The 15,086-nt window shown below is 59.1% G+C and carries 18 protein-coding genes; 11 read left to right on the top strand and 7 right to left on the bottom strand.

Annotation, left to right across the window (positions count from 1 at the left end; all coding sequences use genetic code 11):
• Nucleotides 1–56 precede the first annotated feature (56 nt).
• Entirely contained in the window at nt 57–938 is an 882-nt protein-coding gene (locus ACSQ2Z_RS18440) for a LysR family transcriptional regulator (RefSeq protein ID WP_436082536.1), read from the bottom strand.
• 15 nt (nt 939–953) lie between these two features.
• Complete coding sequence (locus ACSQ2Z_RS18435) at nt 954–1,271, bottom strand: putative quinol monooxygenase (RefSeq protein ID WP_436082535.1); 318 nt, start codon at nt 1,269–1,271, stop codon at nt 954–956.
• A gap of 184 nt (nt 1,272–1,455) precedes the next feature.
• Between ACSQ2Z_RS18435 and ACSQ2Z_RS18430 the strand changes: the two genes are divergently transcribed.
• Together ACSQ2Z_RS18430 and rirA are read left to right on the top strand one after the other, a co-directional pair.
• A complete protein-coding gene (locus ACSQ2Z_RS18430) occupies nt 1,456–2,952 on the top strand; it encodes a CoA-acylating methylmalonate-semialdehyde dehydrogenase (protein WP_436082534.1) in 1,497 nt (498 codons plus the stop codon).
• 478 nt (nt 2,953–3,430) lie between these two features.
• Nucleotides 3,431–3,892, top strand: coding sequence for an iron-responsive transcriptional regulator RirA (rirA, locus tag ACSQ2Z_RS18425; RefSeq protein WP_436082533.1), 462 nt, complete (start codon nt 3,431–3,433; stop codon nt 3,890–3,892).
• A gap of 65 nt (nt 3,893–3,957) precedes the next feature.
• Here the strand turns inward: rirA and ACSQ2Z_RS18420 are convergent, their stop codons facing one another.
• Both ACSQ2Z_RS18420 and ACSQ2Z_RS18415 read right to left on the bottom strand, forming a co-directional pair.
• The gene (locus ACSQ2Z_RS18420; protein WP_436082532.1) at nt 3,958–4,347 is read right to left on the bottom strand and encodes a response regulator; all 390 of its coding nucleotides are present in this window, start codon (nt 4,345–4,347) and stop codon (nt 3,958–3,960) included.
• Between the two features lie 79 nt (nt 4,348–4,426).
• Nucleotides 4,427–5,134, bottom strand: a complete 708-nt coding sequence (locus tag ACSQ2Z_RS18415) for a helix-turn-helix domain-containing protein (protein ID WP_436082531.1) — start codon at nt 5,132–5,134, stop codon at nt 4,427–4,429.
• Between the two features lie 481 nt (nt 5,135–5,615).
• Here ACSQ2Z_RS18415 and ACSQ2Z_RS18410 point away from each other — a divergent pair, with 481 nt between their 5' ends.
• From ACSQ2Z_RS18410 to ACSQ2Z_RS18375, 8 genes are all read left to right on the top strand, one after another.
• A complete protein-coding gene (locus ACSQ2Z_RS18410) occupies nt 5,616–7,211 on the top strand; it encodes an ABC transporter substrate-binding protein (RefSeq protein ID WP_436082530.1) in 1,596 nt (531 codons plus the stop codon).
• Between the two features lie 94 nt (nt 7,212–7,305).
• The gene (locus ACSQ2Z_RS18405) at nt 7,306–8,310 is read left to right on the top strand and encodes an ABC transporter permease subunit (protein ID WP_436082529.1); all 1,005 of its coding nucleotides are present in this window, start codon (nt 7,306–7,308) and stop codon (nt 8,308–8,310) included.
• A 9-nt stretch (nt 8,311–8,319) separates the two neighbouring features.
• Entirely contained in the window at nt 8,320–9,213 is an 894-nt protein-coding gene (locus ACSQ2Z_RS18400; RefSeq protein ID WP_436082528.1) for an ABC transporter permease subunit, read from the top strand.
• Nucleotides 9,213–10,064: an ABC transporter ATP-binding protein gene (locus ACSQ2Z_RS18395; RefSeq protein ID WP_436082527.1), complete on the top strand. Its 852-nt coding sequence runs from the start codon at nt 9,213–9,215 to the stop codon at nt 10,062–10,064. The genes ACSQ2Z_RS18400 and ACSQ2Z_RS18395 overlap by 1 nt, the downstream gene beginning before the upstream one ends.
• The gene (locus ACSQ2Z_RS18390) at nt 10,064–10,888 is read left to right on the top strand and encodes a dipeptide ABC transporter ATP-binding protein (RefSeq protein ID WP_436082526.1); all 825 of its coding nucleotides are present in this window, start codon (nt 10,064–10,066) and stop codon (nt 10,886–10,888) included. Before ACSQ2Z_RS18395 ends, ACSQ2Z_RS18390 begins: the two co-directional genes overlap by 1 nt.
• A 129-nt stretch (nt 10,889–11,017) precedes the next feature.
• Complete coding sequence (locus ACSQ2Z_RS18385) at nt 11,018–11,362, top strand: RidA family protein (protein ID WP_436082525.1); 345 nt, start codon at nt 11,018–11,020, stop codon at nt 11,360–11,362.
• A gap of 229 nt (nt 11,363–11,591) precedes the next feature.
• Nucleotides 11,592–11,762: a hypothetical protein gene (locus tag ACSQ2Z_RS18380; RefSeq protein ID WP_436082524.1), complete on the top strand. Its 171-nt coding sequence runs from the start codon at nt 11,592–11,594 to the stop codon at nt 11,760–11,762.
• 300 nt (nt 11,763–12,062) lie between these two features.
• Complete coding sequence (locus ACSQ2Z_RS18375; protein WP_436082523.1) at nt 12,063–13,199, top strand: AI-2E family transporter; 1,137 nt, start codon at nt 12,063–12,065, stop codon at nt 13,197–13,199.
• A 55-nt stretch (nt 13,200–13,254) separates the two neighbouring features.
• Here ACSQ2Z_RS18375 and ACSQ2Z_RS18370 read toward each other — a convergent pair whose 3' ends face one another.
• On the bottom strand, nt 13,255–14,052 hold the full coding sequence (locus ACSQ2Z_RS18370; protein ID WP_436082522.1) for a response regulator: 798 nt from the start codon (nt 14,050–14,052) through the stop codon (nt 13,255–13,257).
• 240 nt (nt 14,053–14,292) lie between these two features.
• Here ACSQ2Z_RS18370 and ACSQ2Z_RS18365 point away from each other — a divergent pair, with 240 nt between their 5' ends.
• Complete coding sequence (locus ACSQ2Z_RS18365; RefSeq protein WP_436082521.1) at nt 14,293–14,478, top strand: NepR family anti-sigma factor; 186 nt, start codon at nt 14,293–14,295, stop codon at nt 14,476–14,478.
• Nucleotides 14,479–14,577: 99 nt separating this feature from the next.
• Here ACSQ2Z_RS18365 and ACSQ2Z_RS18360 read toward each other — a convergent pair whose 3' ends face one another.
• Together ACSQ2Z_RS18360 and ACSQ2Z_RS18355 are read right to left on the bottom strand one after the other, a co-directional pair.
• Nucleotides 14,578–14,826, bottom strand: coding sequence for a YMGG-like glycine zipper-containing protein (locus ACSQ2Z_RS18360; RefSeq protein WP_436082520.1), 249 nt, complete (start codon nt 14,824–14,826; stop codon nt 14,578–14,580).
• A gap of 59 nt (nt 14,827–14,885) precedes the next feature.
• On the bottom strand, nt 14,886–15,041 hold the full coding sequence (locus ACSQ2Z_RS18355; protein ID WP_436082519.1) for a DUF3309 family protein: 156 nt from the start codon (nt 15,039–15,041) through the stop codon (nt 14,886–14,888).
• Nucleotides 15,042–15,086: the final 45 nt, after the last annotated feature.

The raw sequence follows: 15,086 nt of genomic DNA, 5'->3' as shown, positions 1-15,086 counted from the left end.
CGGTCGTGGCCCGCCCGGTATCCTGCTCTGTCGCGTCCGCGCGGGCACTTGCATGTTCAAACAAAAATGTGATGTTCCGCGGTCACCAGTTCCTGAAGGAAATCGGCTACTGTGCGGACGCGGACGAGATCGCGGGCACTTTCGTGGTAGGTTGTCCAGTAAGCCCTTCTGATCGTCGTGTCGGGCAGGATGCGGATCAACTCGGGATATTGGCGGGCGATGTAATTGTGCAGGATGCCGATCCCGGCGCTGGAGCGCACCGCCTCGGTCTGGCCCATTGCGCTGGAAATCTCGAAGGCTGCGTCCCAGCTGCGCATCACTTCGCCGGTGAAATTGAGCGAGGCCGTGAAGATAAGGTCCTCGACATAACCGATGCGGCGGTGGCTCTTCAGGTCCTCGATGGTTTCAATTATTCCATTGGCCGCCAGATACTCCTGCGAGGCGTAGAGCCCGAGCGTGTAGTCGGTCAGTTTCGAGGAAATCAGCCGGCCCTGTTCCGGCCGCTCCAGCGTGATGGCGATGTCGGCCTCGCGTTGCGACAGCGAAAAAGACCGCGGGATAGGCACGAGTTGGATACGCAGTTCCGGAAAACGCGCCGTCAGCCGGCCAAGGCGCGGCGCGAGGAAGGAGACGCCGAAACCGTCCGGCGCGCCGACGCGCACCGTTCCGGCGATCGCCGTGTCGATGCGGCCGATCTGCGCCTGCGCGGCCAGCATTTCGGTTTCCATCCGCTCGGCGGCGTGCACGAAGATCTCGCCTTCGGCCGTCAACTCGCAGCCATTCGTGCGGCGGATCAGAAGCCGCGACTTCAACGATTCTTCCAGCGCCGTCACCCGCCTGCTTAATGTCGCGTGATTGACGCCGAGTCGCTTCGAGGCGGCGAGGATCTGGCCGGTTCGGGCCACGGCCAGGAACATGCGCACGTCATCCCAGTTCATCTGTTCCCTCGGTTTTCACGATGCGGCAAAGGTGGCCGGCTTCGCGCGCATGGCGATGGGAGCGACGTCAACAAGCGTCAGCGACCTGACCATGCCGGCGGTCAGCTTCTTATATCTGAGAAAATGGGGCGTCTGCAGATGCGCCTCGTAGTCCCGCTGGTTGGCGTAGACTTCCAGGATACGAATCTTTCCTGGCTCATCCTTCAGCGCGACGGCGTGCAGCATCAGGACGCCCGGTTCCAGCGCGACGGAAGCCTCGATTTCTTCGCTGAGCAGCCGACAATAGGCTTCGAGCTTGTCGGGTTCTATGTCGAGTTCCGCCATTCTCGCCATTCTCTCACTGCCTGCTGTCGCCATTTGATCGACACCCTATGTTGTTGAGGTTATTGCGCGCTTACAGCACGATCCGCCTGCATCGAGCTTTAATTCCTGCACAACGGTTCCTGAATATCGCGCATTGATTTGTGTATATTGTAGTGCGACACTCTCGGCATAATCAAGATCAGGAGGATCACCCATGTATGAGATTGGTCATTTCATTGGCGGCAGGCGCATTGCCGGTACCAGCGGCCGCACGAGCAACGTCTATAATCCGGCAACCGGCGAAGTTCAGGCCACCGTGGCGCTTGCAAGCGACGCGGAAGTGGCTGCAGCCGTGCAGAATGCCAAGGCTGCACAGCCAAAGTGGGCCGCGACCAACCCGCAACGCCGCGCCCGCGTCTTCATGAAGTTCGTTCAGCTTCTGAACGAGAACATGAACGAACTGGCTGAAATGCTTTCCAAGGAGCATGGCAAGACCATCGAGGACGCCAAGGGTGACGTTATCCGCGGCCTGGAAGTCTGCGAGTTCGTCATCGGCATTCCGCATCTCGCCAAGAGCGAGTTCACCGAAGGCGCCGGCCCGAACATCGACATGTATTCGATCCGCCAGGCCGTTGGCATCGGCGCGGGCATCACGCCGTTCAACTTCCCTGCCATGATCCCCATGTGGATGTTCGCGCCGGCGATCGCCTGCGGCAACGCCTTCATCCTGAAGCCGTCCGAGCGTGATCCGTCCGTACCTGTCCGCCTTGCCGAACTGATGATCGAAGCGGGTCTGCCGGCAGGTGTCCTCAATGTCGTCAATGGCGACAAGGGCGCGGTTGACGCGATCCTCACCCATCCGGATATTTCCGCCGTTTCCTTCGTCGGCTCGACGCCGATCGCCCGCTACGTCTATGGCACGGCTGCGATGAACGGCAAGCGCGCCCAGTGCTTCGGCGGCGCCAAGAACCACATGGTCATTATGCCGGATGCCGATCTAGACCAGGCCGCCAATGCCCTGATGGGTGCGGGCTACGGTTCCGCCGGCGAGCGCTGCATGGCGATCTCGGTCGCCGTCCCGGTCGGCGAGGAAACCGCCAACCGCCTGATCGCCAAGCTGACCCCCATGGTTGAAAGCCTGCGCATCGGTCCTTATACCGACGAGAAGGCCGATTTGGGTCCGGTCGTCACCAAGGAAGCCCATGAGCGCATTCTGGGATTGATCAACAAGGGTGTCGAACAAGGCGCCAAGCTCGTCGTCGACGGTCGCGATTTCAAGCTGCAGGGCTATGAAAATGGCCATTTCATCGGCGGCTGCCTGTTCGATCACGTGACGCCGGAGATGGACATCTACAAGACCGAGATCTTCGGGCCGGTTCTCTCCGTCGTTCGCGCCAAGAACTACGAGGAAGCCCTCGACCTGCCGATGAAGCATGAATACGGCAATGGTGTCGCGATCTACACCCGCGACGGCGATGCGGCCCGCGATTTCGCAAGCCGCATCAATATCGGCATGGTCGGCGTCAACGTTCCGATCCCGGTTCCGCTCGCCTACCACTCCTTCGGCGGCTGGAAGTCCTCCTCCTTCGGGGACCTCAACCAGCACGGCACGGACTCGATCAAGTTCTGGACCCGCACCAAGACGGTCACGAGCCGCTGGCCGTCGGGTGTCAAGGACGATGCCGAATTCGTCATGCCGACGATGAAATAAGCTTCTTCCTCATCTTCCGCAAATTGGGCCTCCTCTCGGAGGCCCTTTTTCGTTGTGATCGCCTGGGCCTATGGGTTGAACTCCCGGGAAGGTGGCGCGATCGGTCCGAATGCCTTCGCGCAACCGGAGGGAACGCTCACTGATGAACTCGCAAGAAGGCGATCCTCGATTACCAGGCGAAGTTGCGTCAGGAGCAGGTCGCGAATTAGGGTGGCACAGGAATGTTCGCGTTCACTTACCAAGCCTCTCATCTTTGTGGGGCGGGGGTGGGCAGCCCATAAGAAACTGATGATGATCACATTGAGATGATTTTCTGCTTTTTGGAATTGTTCCAAACTGTCATCCGTTCTATATGAGGATTACAGTCATGAAATCACCGGCAGAGTCGCCGCCATAGATTGTGATTTTCGACGTACCGGTAGGGCTCTGCGGTTCGCTTGAACCGGGGGGTGCAGAAATTTAAAGCTTGGAGCAAAGAATGCGCCTGACGAAGCAAACGAACTACGCAGTCCGCATGCTTATGTATTGCGCTGCCAATGATGGCCATTTGAGCCGCATTCCGGAAATCGCCAGGGCTTATGGCGTATCCGAACTCTTTCTATTCAAGATTCTGCAGCCACTCAACAAGGCCGGCCTTGTCGAGACGGTCAGGGGCCGTAACGGCGGTGTACGCCTGCCGAAGCCCGCCGCCGAGATCAGCCTCTTCGACATCGTCAAGGTGACCGAAGACAGCTTTTCCATGGCGGAATGTTTCGAGGCGGGTGAGATCGATTGTCCGCTCGTCGATAGCTGCGGCCTGAACACGGCCTTGCGCAAGGCGCTGAATGCGTTCTTCGAGGTGCTGCAGCAATATTCGATCGACGACCTGGTGAAGGCCCGGCCACAGATCAACTTCCTGCTCGGCCTCGATCAGATCACACATCCGAAAACGGCCGCTTGATGGCCGCTTGAGGCTAACTCTGTCGGAATTATCAAAGCCCGGTTTATCCGGGCTTTTTGCTGGCCCTATTTCGGTGTCACATATTCCCTGAGGATGAACTCGATCGCGGTCGGATCGAGTTCCGCCTTGTCGATACGGAAATCGGCCCCATACTCCTCGAATTTCTGAAAATAGGGGTCGGCGAGGGACGAGGAAATCACCCCGATCGGGCCGATGAAACCCTGTTGGCGTATGACCGGCACGGTTTCGCGAAAATCCGCCTGCGGCTGCAGCCGGTTGTCGATCAGTACCATGGATACGGGCTTCCCGGATTTGATGAAGTCGAGGGCCGCGTCGATCGTCTCGCAATAATGCAGACGGATTTCTGCGCTCGAAACCCTTTTAATCAAGCCTCGCATGATCAGGTTCTCGACCGGATCATCGTCAACGAGCAAGATGTGAATCGGTTCTGTCATGATGATCTGCTGTTCGGCTTGATGGAATGGCTGATGAAGAAGAGTGGCGGTAGGCCCTTCTTTGGTTGCGATCTGGATATCACTGTATGATCTGCTCCCGTATCGCCTTGGCTACCATCTGGGTTCGGTTGACCACATCGAGTTTCTTCAGGATCGTCGCCGTGTGCGAGTTGACCGTGTGTTCGGAGACGGAGACGATCAGGGCAATCTCACTTGCAGTTTTGCCATGCGAGATCCAGCGCAGTATTTCCGTTTCCCTTGGCGTCAGGCCCAAGCCCGCCTTGTTGGAGAGAACCAGCCGGTAAAGATAGTCGAACGCACAGATCGCATCATAACAGAGCTCGAAATGCGCCTGCTGGTCTATGTCCTCACAATCGCCGAGAAACAGCACCGCGTAACGCGCGCCGTTCAGGCCGGTCACCGGCACGCAGACCAGCATTTCGAAACCGAGCTGGTCCACCAGGTTGCTGCCTTGGCCGAGGGGGTCGTCGGCTTTCCATACGGACGGAATGGTTGAGGCATGGAGGCTCTTGGAGGCGGCGGAATCGGCGAAGCGATGACGCTTGTCATACTCCTCCGCGAGGCCTGACGGCAGATCATGCAGTACAAGCCGGTTCGACAGCATGCAGGCATCGCCTTCGTTTCCGAGCTGCAGGATGCCGAAATGGTCGAAGCCGAAACGCAGCGACATCGCGTGGAAAATTCGAAAGAAATCGACCCGATTGAGAGCTTTCTCCAAATCGCTGTCGAAGTGGTATCGCCGGTGGTTTTTCAAAAGGGTTGCCACGACGCCGTCGTCCCCAGTATCCCGCAATAGAAGTGTACCGCGCGGATCACTTTAAGCAACCAGTAGTTCAGCGGAAAAGGCGGTTGCCGGCGGTTTTGACGCATCACGATCGGGAGACCGGCGGGAAGAGGGAGGGCTGCGTTTGGTCGCTTCGTCTATCCCCGCCTGCAGACTTCGGCTTGGCAGTCCTCCCGCCCCACAAAAGGCTCATGCCATGACGGAAGCCTGATCGCTATCCGTGTAACTTGGGATTGACATTGACGGTGAAACGAAATCGATTCGTTTGACGGACGGCGGCGAAAAGAAAGCCGTGCACAGCGTCCTTTTTATCGCATCCGGAAGAATTTTCCAATTGGACAAATTTTTTTGGTCGCTTATTGCATTGCCCGATCAAATGTCGTTCCATCCGGCCTTGACCGGAAGCAATGGTGTTCTGCGTCAGAAAAATATGAGAACAAGAACAAAACTGGGAAACAAGCTGATGAAAAAGCTCTCTACTCTCCTTGCAGCGACCGCAATCGCCACGTTGATGGCCGGCTCTGCATGGTCAAAGACCTTGGTTTATTGCTCCGAAGCATCACCGGAAGGCTTCGATCCGGGCCTCTACACAGGCGGCCAGACGTTCGACGCGTCGTCGCGCACGGTTTACAACCGCCTGGTGGAGTTCAAGCATGGCTCGACGGAACTCGAGCCGGGCCTTGCCGAAAGCTATGAAGTCTCGGCCGACGGCACTGAATACACCTTCAAGCTGCGCCCTGGCGTCAAGTTCCAGACCACCGAATTCTTCACGCCGACGCGTGAACTCAACGCTGACGACGTCATCTTCTCGTTCGAGCGCCAGTACAAGGCCGACAACGCCTGGAACAAGTATGTTGCCGGCGCTTCCTGGGAATATTTCTCGGGCATGGGTTTCCCGGACCTGATCGAGTCGATCACCAAGGCTGATGACCTGACGGTCAAGTTCAAGTTGAAGCGAGCCGAAGCGCCGTTCCTCGCCAACCTCGGCATGGACTTCGCCTCGATCCTGTCGAAGGAATATGCTGACAAGCTCGCCGCCGATGGCAAGATGGAACTGATGAACCAGCAGCCGCTCGGTACCGGTCCGTTCGCCTTCGTCGCCTATCAGACGGACGCGGCGATCCGCTACAAGGCAAACCCGGATTACTGGGCCGGCAAGGAAAAGATCGACGATCTCGTCTTCGCCATCACGACCGATGCCGCAATCCGCGCGCAGAAGCTGAAGGCTGGCGAGTGCCACGTCATGGCTTATCCGAACGCCGCCGACGTTGCCGAGTTGAAGAAGGACGAGAACCTGACGGTTCTGGAGCAGGAAGGCCTGAACGTTTCCTACCTCGCCTACAACACGCTCGTTCCACCGTTCGACAAGGTTGAAGTGCGTAAGGCGCTCAATATGGCCGTCAACAAGCAGGCGATCGTCGACGCCGTGTTCCAGGGGGCCGCAAAGGTCGCCAAGAACCCGATCCCGCCGACAATGTGGTCTTATAACGACGCCATCGAGGACGACAAATACGATCCGGAAGCGGCAAAGAAGATGCTTGAAGACGCTGGCGTCAAGGATCTCAAGATGAAGATTTGGGCCATGCCGGTCGCCCGTCCGTATATGCTGAACGCGCGTCGCGCAGCCGAACTGATGCAGGCCGACTTGGCCGCGATCGGTGTGACTGTCGAAATCGTCTCCTACGAATGGGCCGAATACCTGAAACTCTCCTCCGCCAAGGATCGCGACGGTGCGGCCATCCTCGGCTGGACCGGTGATAACGGCGACCCGGACAACTTCCTTGATACCCTGCTCGGTTGCGACGCCGTCGGCGGCAACAACCGCGCCCAGTGGTGCAACAAGGAGTTCGACGACCTGATGACCAAGGCGAAGGCAACCGCCGATGTCGCAGAGCGGACGAAGTACTATGAAGAAGCCCAGGTGATCTTCAAGAAGGAAGCCCCCTGGAACACGCTCGACCACTCGCTGGTCTTCGTTCCGCTGAGCAAGAAGGTCTCCGGCTTCGTCATGGATCCGCTCGGTATTCACCGCTTCAACGGCGTTGATATCGCAGAATAATCCTTCCATCCTACCTTTGCCGCCGCATGTGCGGTGGCAGTAACCGGCGGCTCGATTTCCTCGGGCCGCCGGTTTCACAACCGGACTAACGCCCATGTTGCGCTTCATTTTCGGACGGCTCGCCGTCCTCATCCCGACGTTTATCGGGGTTTCCATTATCGCTTTCTCGTTCATCCGCCTGCTGCCCGGTGACCCGGTGATGCTGATGTCGGGCGAGCGTGTGATGTCTCCCGAACGCCATGCCCAGCTGATGGCCGACCTTGGTCTCGACCGGCCAATCTACATTCAGTATTTCGACTATCTCCTGAACCTGTTGCAGGGCGATTTCGGAAGTTCGATCGTCACCAAACGCGCGGTGCTCGCCGATTTCCTGCAATTGTTCCCGGCAACCGTCGAACTGTCGCTCTGCGCCATCATTCTGGCGGTCTGTCTCGGCGTTCCGGCCGGCGTCCTGGCGGCGGTCAAGCGTGGCACCTGGCTTGATCAGGCCCTGATGGGAACCGCGCTGGTCGGCTATTCCATGCCGATCTTCTGGTGGGGCCTGCTGCTCGTCATCTTCTTCTCGGGCTATCTCGGCTGGACGCCCGTTTCGGGCCGTATTTCGCTGATGTACTTCTTCCCGCCAGTCACCGGCTTCATGCTGATCGACAGCCTCTTGTCCGGTCAGTCCGGCGCCTTCAAATCGGCGGCGACCTATCTGATCCTGCCGACCATCGTGCTTGCAACCATTCCGCTCGCCGTCATCGCCCGCCAGACGCGCTCGGCGATGCTGGAAGTGCTTGGCGAGGATTATGTCCGCACGGCCCGTTCAAAGGGCTTGTCGCCGTTCCGGGTCATCGGCATCCACGCGCTGCGCAATGCCCTGATCCCGGTCGTCACCACCATCGGACTTCAGGTGGGGGTTCTGCTCGCGGGAGCGATCCTGACCGAAACCATTTTCTCCTGGCCCGGCATTGGCAAGTGGATGGTCGATTCGGTGTTCAAGCGGGACTACCAGGTCGTGCAGGGCGGGCTGATGCTGATTGCCGCCGTGATCATGGTCGTGAACCTCATCGTCGATGTGCTCTACGGGTTCATCAATCCGCGTATCCGGTACTAGGAGGTTCCGATGGCTGTTGTCGAAATCAAAACCATCGCGCCGCCGACCGGTCTCGCCGAGTTCTGGTTCTATTTTTCACGCAACAAGGGCGCCGTGATCGGGTTTGCGATCTTCCTGATCATCCTGTTGCTTGCCATTTTCGCAACGTTCGTTGCGCCGCATAGCCCGAGCATTCAAAACCGCGAGGTCCTGTTGCTGCCGCCGGCCTGGGTCGAAGGCGGCAGGCTGGCCTATTTTCTTGGAACCGACGCCGTCGGCCGCGATATCCTGTCCCGCCTGATCTATGGCGCGCGTTTCTCGCTGTTCATCGGCGTTGTAGTCGTCAGCCTTTCGGTTATATGGGGCGTGCTCGTCGGTCTGATCGCCGGCTATTTTCGCGGCCGCACCGATACGATCATCATGCGCGTGATGGACATCATCCTGGCCTTCCCGTCGCTGCTTCTCGCCCTCGTGCTGGTGGCCGTTCTCGGGCCGGGGCTGCTTAACGCGATGATAGCCATCTCGCTCGTCAACCTGCCGCATTTCGTGCGCCTGACGCGTGCGGCGGTGATGACCGAGCGCACCAAGGATTATGTCATCGCCTCGAAGGTGGCAGGGGCCGGGACGCTGCGGCTGATGTTCCTGACCATCCTGCCCAATTGCCTCGCGCCGCTGATCGTTCAGGCAACGCTTGCTTTCTCGTCTGCGATCCTCGATGCGGCGGCTCTGGGCTTTCTCGGCATGGGCGCCCAGCCGCCGACGCCCGAATGGGGGACGATGCTGGCCGAAGCCCGCGAATTCATCCAGCGCGCCTGGTGGGTCGTCACCTTTCCGGGCCTTGCCATTCTCATTACCGTTCTCGCCATCAACCTGATGGGGGACGGCCTGCGCGATGCGCTTGATCCCAAGTTGAAGAGGTCGTGATGTCCCTTCTTGAAGTCGAAAATCTGGTTGTCGAATTCCAGACGGCGTCCGGTCCTTTCCGCGCCGTGAACGGTGTCTCGCTCAAGGTGGACAAGGGCGAGGTGCTGGCAATCGTCGGCGAGTCCGGCTCGGGCAAGTCCGTCTCCATGCTCGCGGCGATGGGCCTTTTGCCCTGGACCGCGAAGGTGACGGCCGACAAGTTGCTGTTCAACGGCATCGATCTTCTCGGCATGTCGCCGTCGGAACGCCGCAGGATCGTCGGCAAGGACATTGCCATGATCTTCCAGGAGCCGATCGCCAGCCTCAATCCCTGCTTCACGGTTGGCTACCAGATCGAAGAGGTGCTGCGCATCCATCTCGGCCTCGACAAGGCGGCCCGCCGGGCGCGCGCCATCGAGCTTTTCGAACTGGTTGGCATCCCCAATCCCGAGGAACGGCTCTCCCATTTCCCGCACCAGATGTCCGGTGGCCAGTGCCAGCGCGTCATGATCGCGATTGCTCTGTCCTGCAATCCGAAACTATTGATTGCCGACGAGCCGACGACCGCGCTCGACGTGACGATCCAGAAGCAGATTCTGGACCTCCTGATGCGGCTGCAGGCGGAGCAGGGCATGGGGATGATCATCATCACCCATAATATGGGCGTGGTGGCTGAAACCGCCGACCGCGTCATCGTCCAGTACAAGGGCCGCAAGATCGAGGAGGCGGACGTGCTGTCGCTGTTCGAATCCCCGAAAAGCACCTATACGCGCGCGCTCCTTTCGGCCTTGCCGGAGAATGCCACCGGCGACCGGCTGCCGACGATTGCCGAATTTCTCAGCGACGACCAGATTTTTGCAGGAGCTGTATGATGACCCCTGTTCTTGAAGCAAGAAACCTCGTCCGCGATTATCATATCCCGGGTAGCCTACTCAAAAGGGGTAGGATCGTCCATGCCGTCAAGGGCGTGAGCTTCGCGGTCGATCAGGGCAAGACGCTCGCCATCGTCGGCGAGAGTGGTTGCGGCAAGTCGACCTTGGCCCGGATCGTCACGATGATCGACCCGGCCACGTCGGGTGAGATGCTGATCGACGGGGAAAAGGTCGATATTGCCAGGCACGGCCTGACCGCGGAAATGCGCCGCAAGGTACAGATTGTTTTTCAGAACCCCTACGGCACGCTCAACCCGCGCAAGAAGATCGGCGACATTCTCAGTGAGCCGCTGATCATCAACACCAACATGAACGCGGGCGACCGGCGCGACAAGGCCATGGCCATGCTGACGAAGGTCGGGCTTGAGGAAAGACACTACGGGCGCTATCCGCATATGTTCTCCGGCGGCCAACGCCAGCGCATCGCCATTGCCCGCGCCTTGATGCTTAACCCGAGGCTTCTGGTGCTGGACGAGCCGGTTTCGGCGCTCGACCTTTCGGTGCAGGCGCAGGTGCTCAATCTGCTCGCCGATCTGCAGGACGAGTTCCAGCTGACCTATGTCTTCATCAGCCACGACCTGTCGGTGGTGCGCTATATCGCCGACGACGTGATGGTCATGTATTACGGCGAAGCCGTGGAATACGGCAGCCGCGAGGACGTCTTCAGCGATCCGAAGCACAGCTATACCAAGACGCTTTTCGCTGCGACGCCCCGCGCCGATGTCGACAGCATCAAGGCGCGCCTTGCCCGAAAGGCTGCCTGATTTCCAACTGGGCGGAATGGCGCCGACCTTTTTCGCAATGACGGTTTCGCTTGCAGGAAATCTGCGATAAATCGCCTGCGTCACAACAATCACAGATGCGGCCTGCCGCACATCACGAGGACTATGAAGATGGACATCAAACGCTTCGAAACCGGCCCGCGCATGAGTCAGGCTGTCGTGCACAACGGCACGGTCTATCTCGCCGGCCAGGTTGGCAACGCCGGTGACGACGTTGCGACGCAGACCAAGCAGGCGCTTGCCGAAGTTGACCGTCTGCTGGCGCTCGCTGGCACCGACAAGAGCCGTATCCTGTCGGCGACGATCTGGCTTGCCGACATGGTCGATTTCCCGAAGATGAACGCTGTCTGGGACGCCTGGGCATCGCAGGGCAACACCCCGGCGCGCGCCACCGGCGAAGCCAAGCTCGCGAGCCCGGAATACCTCGTCGAAGTTATCGTCATCGCGGCCCTCTAAGGCGCAGGAAATGACGGCGGCCGGCTTGCCGGTGCCGCACGCGGAATTCGAGCCGGCGCTCCTCCAGGACGCCGGCTTTTTTATCTTCGGAAGAGAACAGTCGTCGCCCGGCCATGGCGTTTGACCGTCTTCGCGAGGATCTTTCGTGTCAGTGGCCGGAACAAATCCACGGCTCCCGCGTTAGCCGGTGCGTTTCTCGGGAATGCGCTCGACCGCAAGGGAATGTGCCATGCTGTACTGGCTGCCAAGGCTATGCCTGTTCCTGTTCATTGCTGCGGTTGTGGGCTTTGGTGCCCTGCCCGCAACGTCGGAGGACATTGCCAATACGCTGATCGTGGTGGCCCTCGGCCTTGGTCTGTTCTCGCTGACGCTTCATGTTTTTCCCCCGGGTCGATACTAATGTTGCCCGTGGACATTGACGCATGAAGCGGCATTTTATCCGGCGAACGCTGTACGGTTGCAGCCTGAGCCGTTCATCAAAAATTGGACCTTGATGTCGTTCTCGCTCTTGTTCTCATAGCGGCAGCGAATGGCTCGAGTGAGAGGAGCAGTGGCGGCGAAAGGGCGTTGGAACCTTTGGTCCGGCAAGCCGTTATGAGATGCCAGAGAAAGCGCTGACGGTGGCACACCGCTTCGGCGTTTTGCGCGCAACGGGCAATTGTCAGTCCGGGCCACGCCGGATCCTTGGGAGAGATGAAAGATGAGTCCTGCCTTGCCGGGGAGTGGGATATTCAAGCAACGACAGCACTTGAGGCAGGCTGAAATCGAGACGCAGGCGGCGGAGGCCGATATTCCGGAAACGTCGCTGAAAACCGGGCTCGATCTGGTGGTGGCCTGGAGCATCGTCGGCACATTCATCATCTTCGCCTCGGCGGTGATCTACACGATGGAAGCGATTCTCATGCCGGTCACGCTTGCCATCGTCATCGGCATGGTTCTGGGGCTTGCCGCAGACCGGTTGGCACAATTCGGACTGCCTCCCGTGCTTGGCGGACTTTTGCTCGCCATCATCTTCGTCGTCGGGCTGTTCTTTCTCATCAACGCCCTGATCGAGCCGCTGACATCACTTGCTGGCCAGGCGCCCGGCATCCTCGAACGGGCAATTGAACGGATCCTTCCCTTTATCGAGCGGTTCGAATGGGCAAAGGTGGCGATCGCCGGCACCGATAAAAAAGCCGTAACCGATGCTGCCATCCAGAACGCCGGCGCCATGCTCGGGCTTGTCGCGGCGGGGGTTACGCCAGCCTTCGTCCAGACGTTGATCTTTCTGGCCGCGCTCGGGCTTTTCCTCGTGGGGCGCGCGCATCTGCGCAAGACGATCATTCTTGCCTTTGCAACACGCGATCGCCGCCTTGCTGCGATCCGCATCATGAACGCCACCGAACATGCCGTTGGGTTCTATTTTTCGACCGCAAGCGTGATCTATCTCGTCCTTGGCACGATCACCGCGGTGATCGCATTTGCCGGCGGTCTGGCAGTGGCGCCGCTTTGGGGGCTGTTCGCCTTCGTCTCCAGCTTCATTCCATATCTTGGCGTCACGGCAATGACGATCGCGCTTCTGTCCGCTGGCCTGATGACGCATGACGCGCTGCTATTGGCGCTGGCGCCGGCCGCCGCCTTCTTCATGCTGCATCTGATGATGGAAAACCTGGTGACGCCGGCGATCCTTGGGCACAGGCTGGAGATCAACCCGTTTCTGGTTTTCCTGGCCATTATATTCTGGACGTGGATGTGGGGCGCGGTCGGCGCCATGCTGGCGCTGCCGCTGTCGCTGATCGCAATGACGATTTTCAACGAGGTGCGGTCCAGCCACCCCGAACGGCAGCTTCCAGGATAAGGGCGACAATTGCGTCGTGGATCGCGCGACAGAGGCCGCGGGCGCGATCGACACGTCAGCGTTTGCCCGAGCGGGCGTTTTCGTCGAAGAAGAGCGCCTGGCTGATCAGCGCCTTGACCATCTCCGGATTGAACGGCTTGGTGACAAGAAAGGTCGGCTCCGGTTTCGTGCCGGTCAGCAGACGTTCCGGGAACGCGGTGATGAAGATCACGGGGACCGCAATGCTTTTCAGGATATCGTTGACCGCGTCGATGCCGGAACTGCCATCGGCGAGCTGGATATCGGCAAGAATCATCTTCGGCGTGGTCTTCTCGAAAAGCGCAATGGCTTCGCTATAGGTTCTCGCCACGCCGGCGACCTTGTGACCAAGACTCGTCACCATGTCCTCGATATCCATGGCGATCAGCGGTTCGTCCTCGATGATCAGGATTTCGGTGGCGACCTGGCTGGAAATGTCCTCGGACGCTTCGCGCAACAGCGCGGCGACTTCTGTATCGGTGACGCCAAGGATATCAGCGGCTTCGTCCGGCGTGAACCCTTCGACGGAGACGAGCAGGAACGCCTTGCGAGCGGCGGGTGGCATCGCTGAAAGGTTGGCTGCCGCGCGCTTTTCCCAGGTGTAGGGTGAAGCAGCATCCGGGAGATCTATGTTGATTGTCTCGAACAGCGAGCAAAACAGCTTGAACAGGTTGACCCGGTCATTGGTCCCTTGTGGAAAAAGCGTGATGTCGGCGATTAGCGCCTCCAGAACCGCCGCCACATAGGCGTCGCCCGAAGCCTGCGATCCGGTCACCGCGCGGGAAAAGCGGCGCAGATAGGGAAGATGGGCTGCGATCCGTGTGGAAAGTGACATTTAGGACTTCCTTCAGTATGATGGCGCCGACATTTTCCGGTGCCCAACGCTAATGCGAGTCGAAACGCGGCATTGGTTTGAACATGTTTTATGGTTTATGGGAAGTTTTGAAGTGGGACGAATTATGCACAGGCCGAAGCAAAACCCCTAAAAATTCGTAATATATCAAGGATTTAAGCGTATCAAAAATACGCGTCACCGCCCGGCGATTGCCGCTTTGGTGTCAGGAGTGAGACGTTTATGAGTGACATCCCGGAAAATCGGCGGCGGCCCGGAGGCAGGGCGGGTAGTGGCATGATGGACCCCAACAACCAGATTGCCTCCAAGCTGAGAGCTCTTTACAGCGCAATCGAGCAGGAGCCGATTCCCGACTTGTTTCTTGATCTTCTCGAAAGGCTGGACGGGGCCGAGCAAACCGGCAAATAGCGGCTCTGATACGCGATTTAGCAAGTGACCCTTCGACATGCACAAAAAAACGGGCCGAGGCCCGTTTTTCTGTCTTCATGCTGTGGCCGGTGACGATGGTCAGCAAGCTGCAATGTAGCGACGGCCGTAGCGATCGCGGTAGTAGCATTGGCCAGGCTCACTGGCACTGCCGATCAGCGCGCCGGCGACACCGCCGACCGCGGCTCCCACTGCTGCGCCACGAACTTTGCCGGTTGCAGCGCCGCCGATGATGGCGCCGGATGCTGCGCCGATACCGGCACCTCTTTCCGTCTGGGTGCAGGCTGCAAGGGGAAGGATAAGGGCAACTGCGAGGAGTATCTTTTTCATGATGGCTTCCTTTTCAAGGATCGTTGATAATTTAACAAGGCGTCTAATAAGGCGGCCGATCAGATACGGCCCATCAGCAGGAGAATGAGGATGATGATGACGACCAGCCCCAGGCCTCCCGAGGGCCCATAGCCCCAACCGCGGCTGTAGCCCCAGTTTGGAAGCGCACCGATCAGCAAAAGAATAAGGACGATCAGCAGTATTGTACCGAGCATGATGTTTCCTCTCCAGGTTCGGACTTTGGGGCCACGTAGTGCTGC

The organism is Pararhizobium sp. LjRoot235, from assembly GCF_964254145.1.
Lineage (GTDB): Bacteria > Pseudomonadota > Alphaproteobacteria > Rhizobiales > Rhizobiaceae > Pararhizobium.
This window is presented reverse-complemented; position numbering and strand designations above follow the sequence as displayed.

Coding starts and splice junctions, on each gene's coding strand:
- ACSQ2Z_RS18385 (WP_436082525.1), top strand. CDS start 11,018: ATGGACATCAAACGCTTCGAAACCGGCCCGCGCATGAGTCAGGCTGTC.
- ACSQ2Z_RS18420 (WP_436082532.1), bottom strand. CDS start 4,347: ATGACAGAACCGATTCACATCTTGCTCGTTGACGATGATCCGGTCGAG.
- ACSQ2Z_RS18435 (WP_436082535.1), bottom strand. CDS start 1,271: ATGGCGAGAATGGCGGAACTCGACATAGAACCCGACAAGCTCGAAGCC.
- ACSQ2Z_RS18430 (WP_436082534.1), top strand. CDS start 1,456: ATGTATGAGATTGGTCATTTCATTGGCGGCAGGCGCATTGCCGGTACC.
- ACSQ2Z_RS18390 (WP_436082526.1), top strand. CDS start 10,064: ATGACCCCTGTTCTTGAAGCAAGAAACCTCGTCCGCGATTATCATATC.
- ACSQ2Z_RS18400 (WP_436082528.1), top strand. CDS start 8,320: ATGGCTGTTGTCGAAATCAAAACCATCGCGCCGCCGACCGGTCTCGCC.
- ACSQ2Z_RS18365 (WP_436082521.1), top strand. CDS start 14,293: ATGAGTGACATCCCGGAAAATCGGCGGCGGCCCGGAGGCAGGGCGGGT.
- ACSQ2Z_RS18375 (WP_436082523.1), top strand. CDS start 12,063: ATGAGTCCTGCCTTGCCGGGGAGTGGGATATTCAAGCAACGACAGCAC.
- ACSQ2Z_RS18410 (WP_436082530.1), top strand. CDS start 5,616: ATGAAAAAGCTCTCTACTCTCCTTGCAGCGACCGCAATCGCCACGTTG.
- ACSQ2Z_RS18440 (WP_436082536.1), bottom strand. CDS start 938: ATGAACTGGGATGACGTGCGCATGTTCCTGGCCGTGGCCCGAACCGGC.
- ACSQ2Z_RS18355 (WP_436082519.1), bottom strand. CDS start 15,041: ATGCTCGGTACAATACTGCTGATCGTCCTTATTCTTTTGCTGATCGGT.
- ACSQ2Z_RS18360 (WP_436082520.1), bottom strand. CDS start 14,826: ATGAAAAAGATACTCCTCGCAGTTGCCCTTATCCTTCCCCTTGCAGCC.
- ACSQ2Z_RS18395 (WP_436082527.1), top strand. CDS start 9,213: ATGTCCCTTCTTGAAGTCGAAAATCTGGTTGTCGAATTCCAGACGGCG.
- ACSQ2Z_RS18380 (WP_436082524.1), top strand. CDS start 11,592: ATGCTGTACTGGCTGCCAAGGCTATGCCTGTTCCTGTTCATTGCTGCG.
- ACSQ2Z_RS18370 (WP_436082522.1), bottom strand. CDS start 14,052: ATGTCACTTTCCACACGGATCGCAGCCCATCTTCCCTATCTGCGCCGC.
- rirA (WP_436082533.1), top strand. CDS start 3,431: ATGCGCCTGACGAAGCAAACGAACTACGCAGTCCGCATGCTTATGTAT.
- ACSQ2Z_RS18405 (WP_436082529.1), top strand. CDS start 7,306: ATGTTGCGCTTCATTTTCGGACGGCTCGCCGTCCTCATCCCGACGTTT.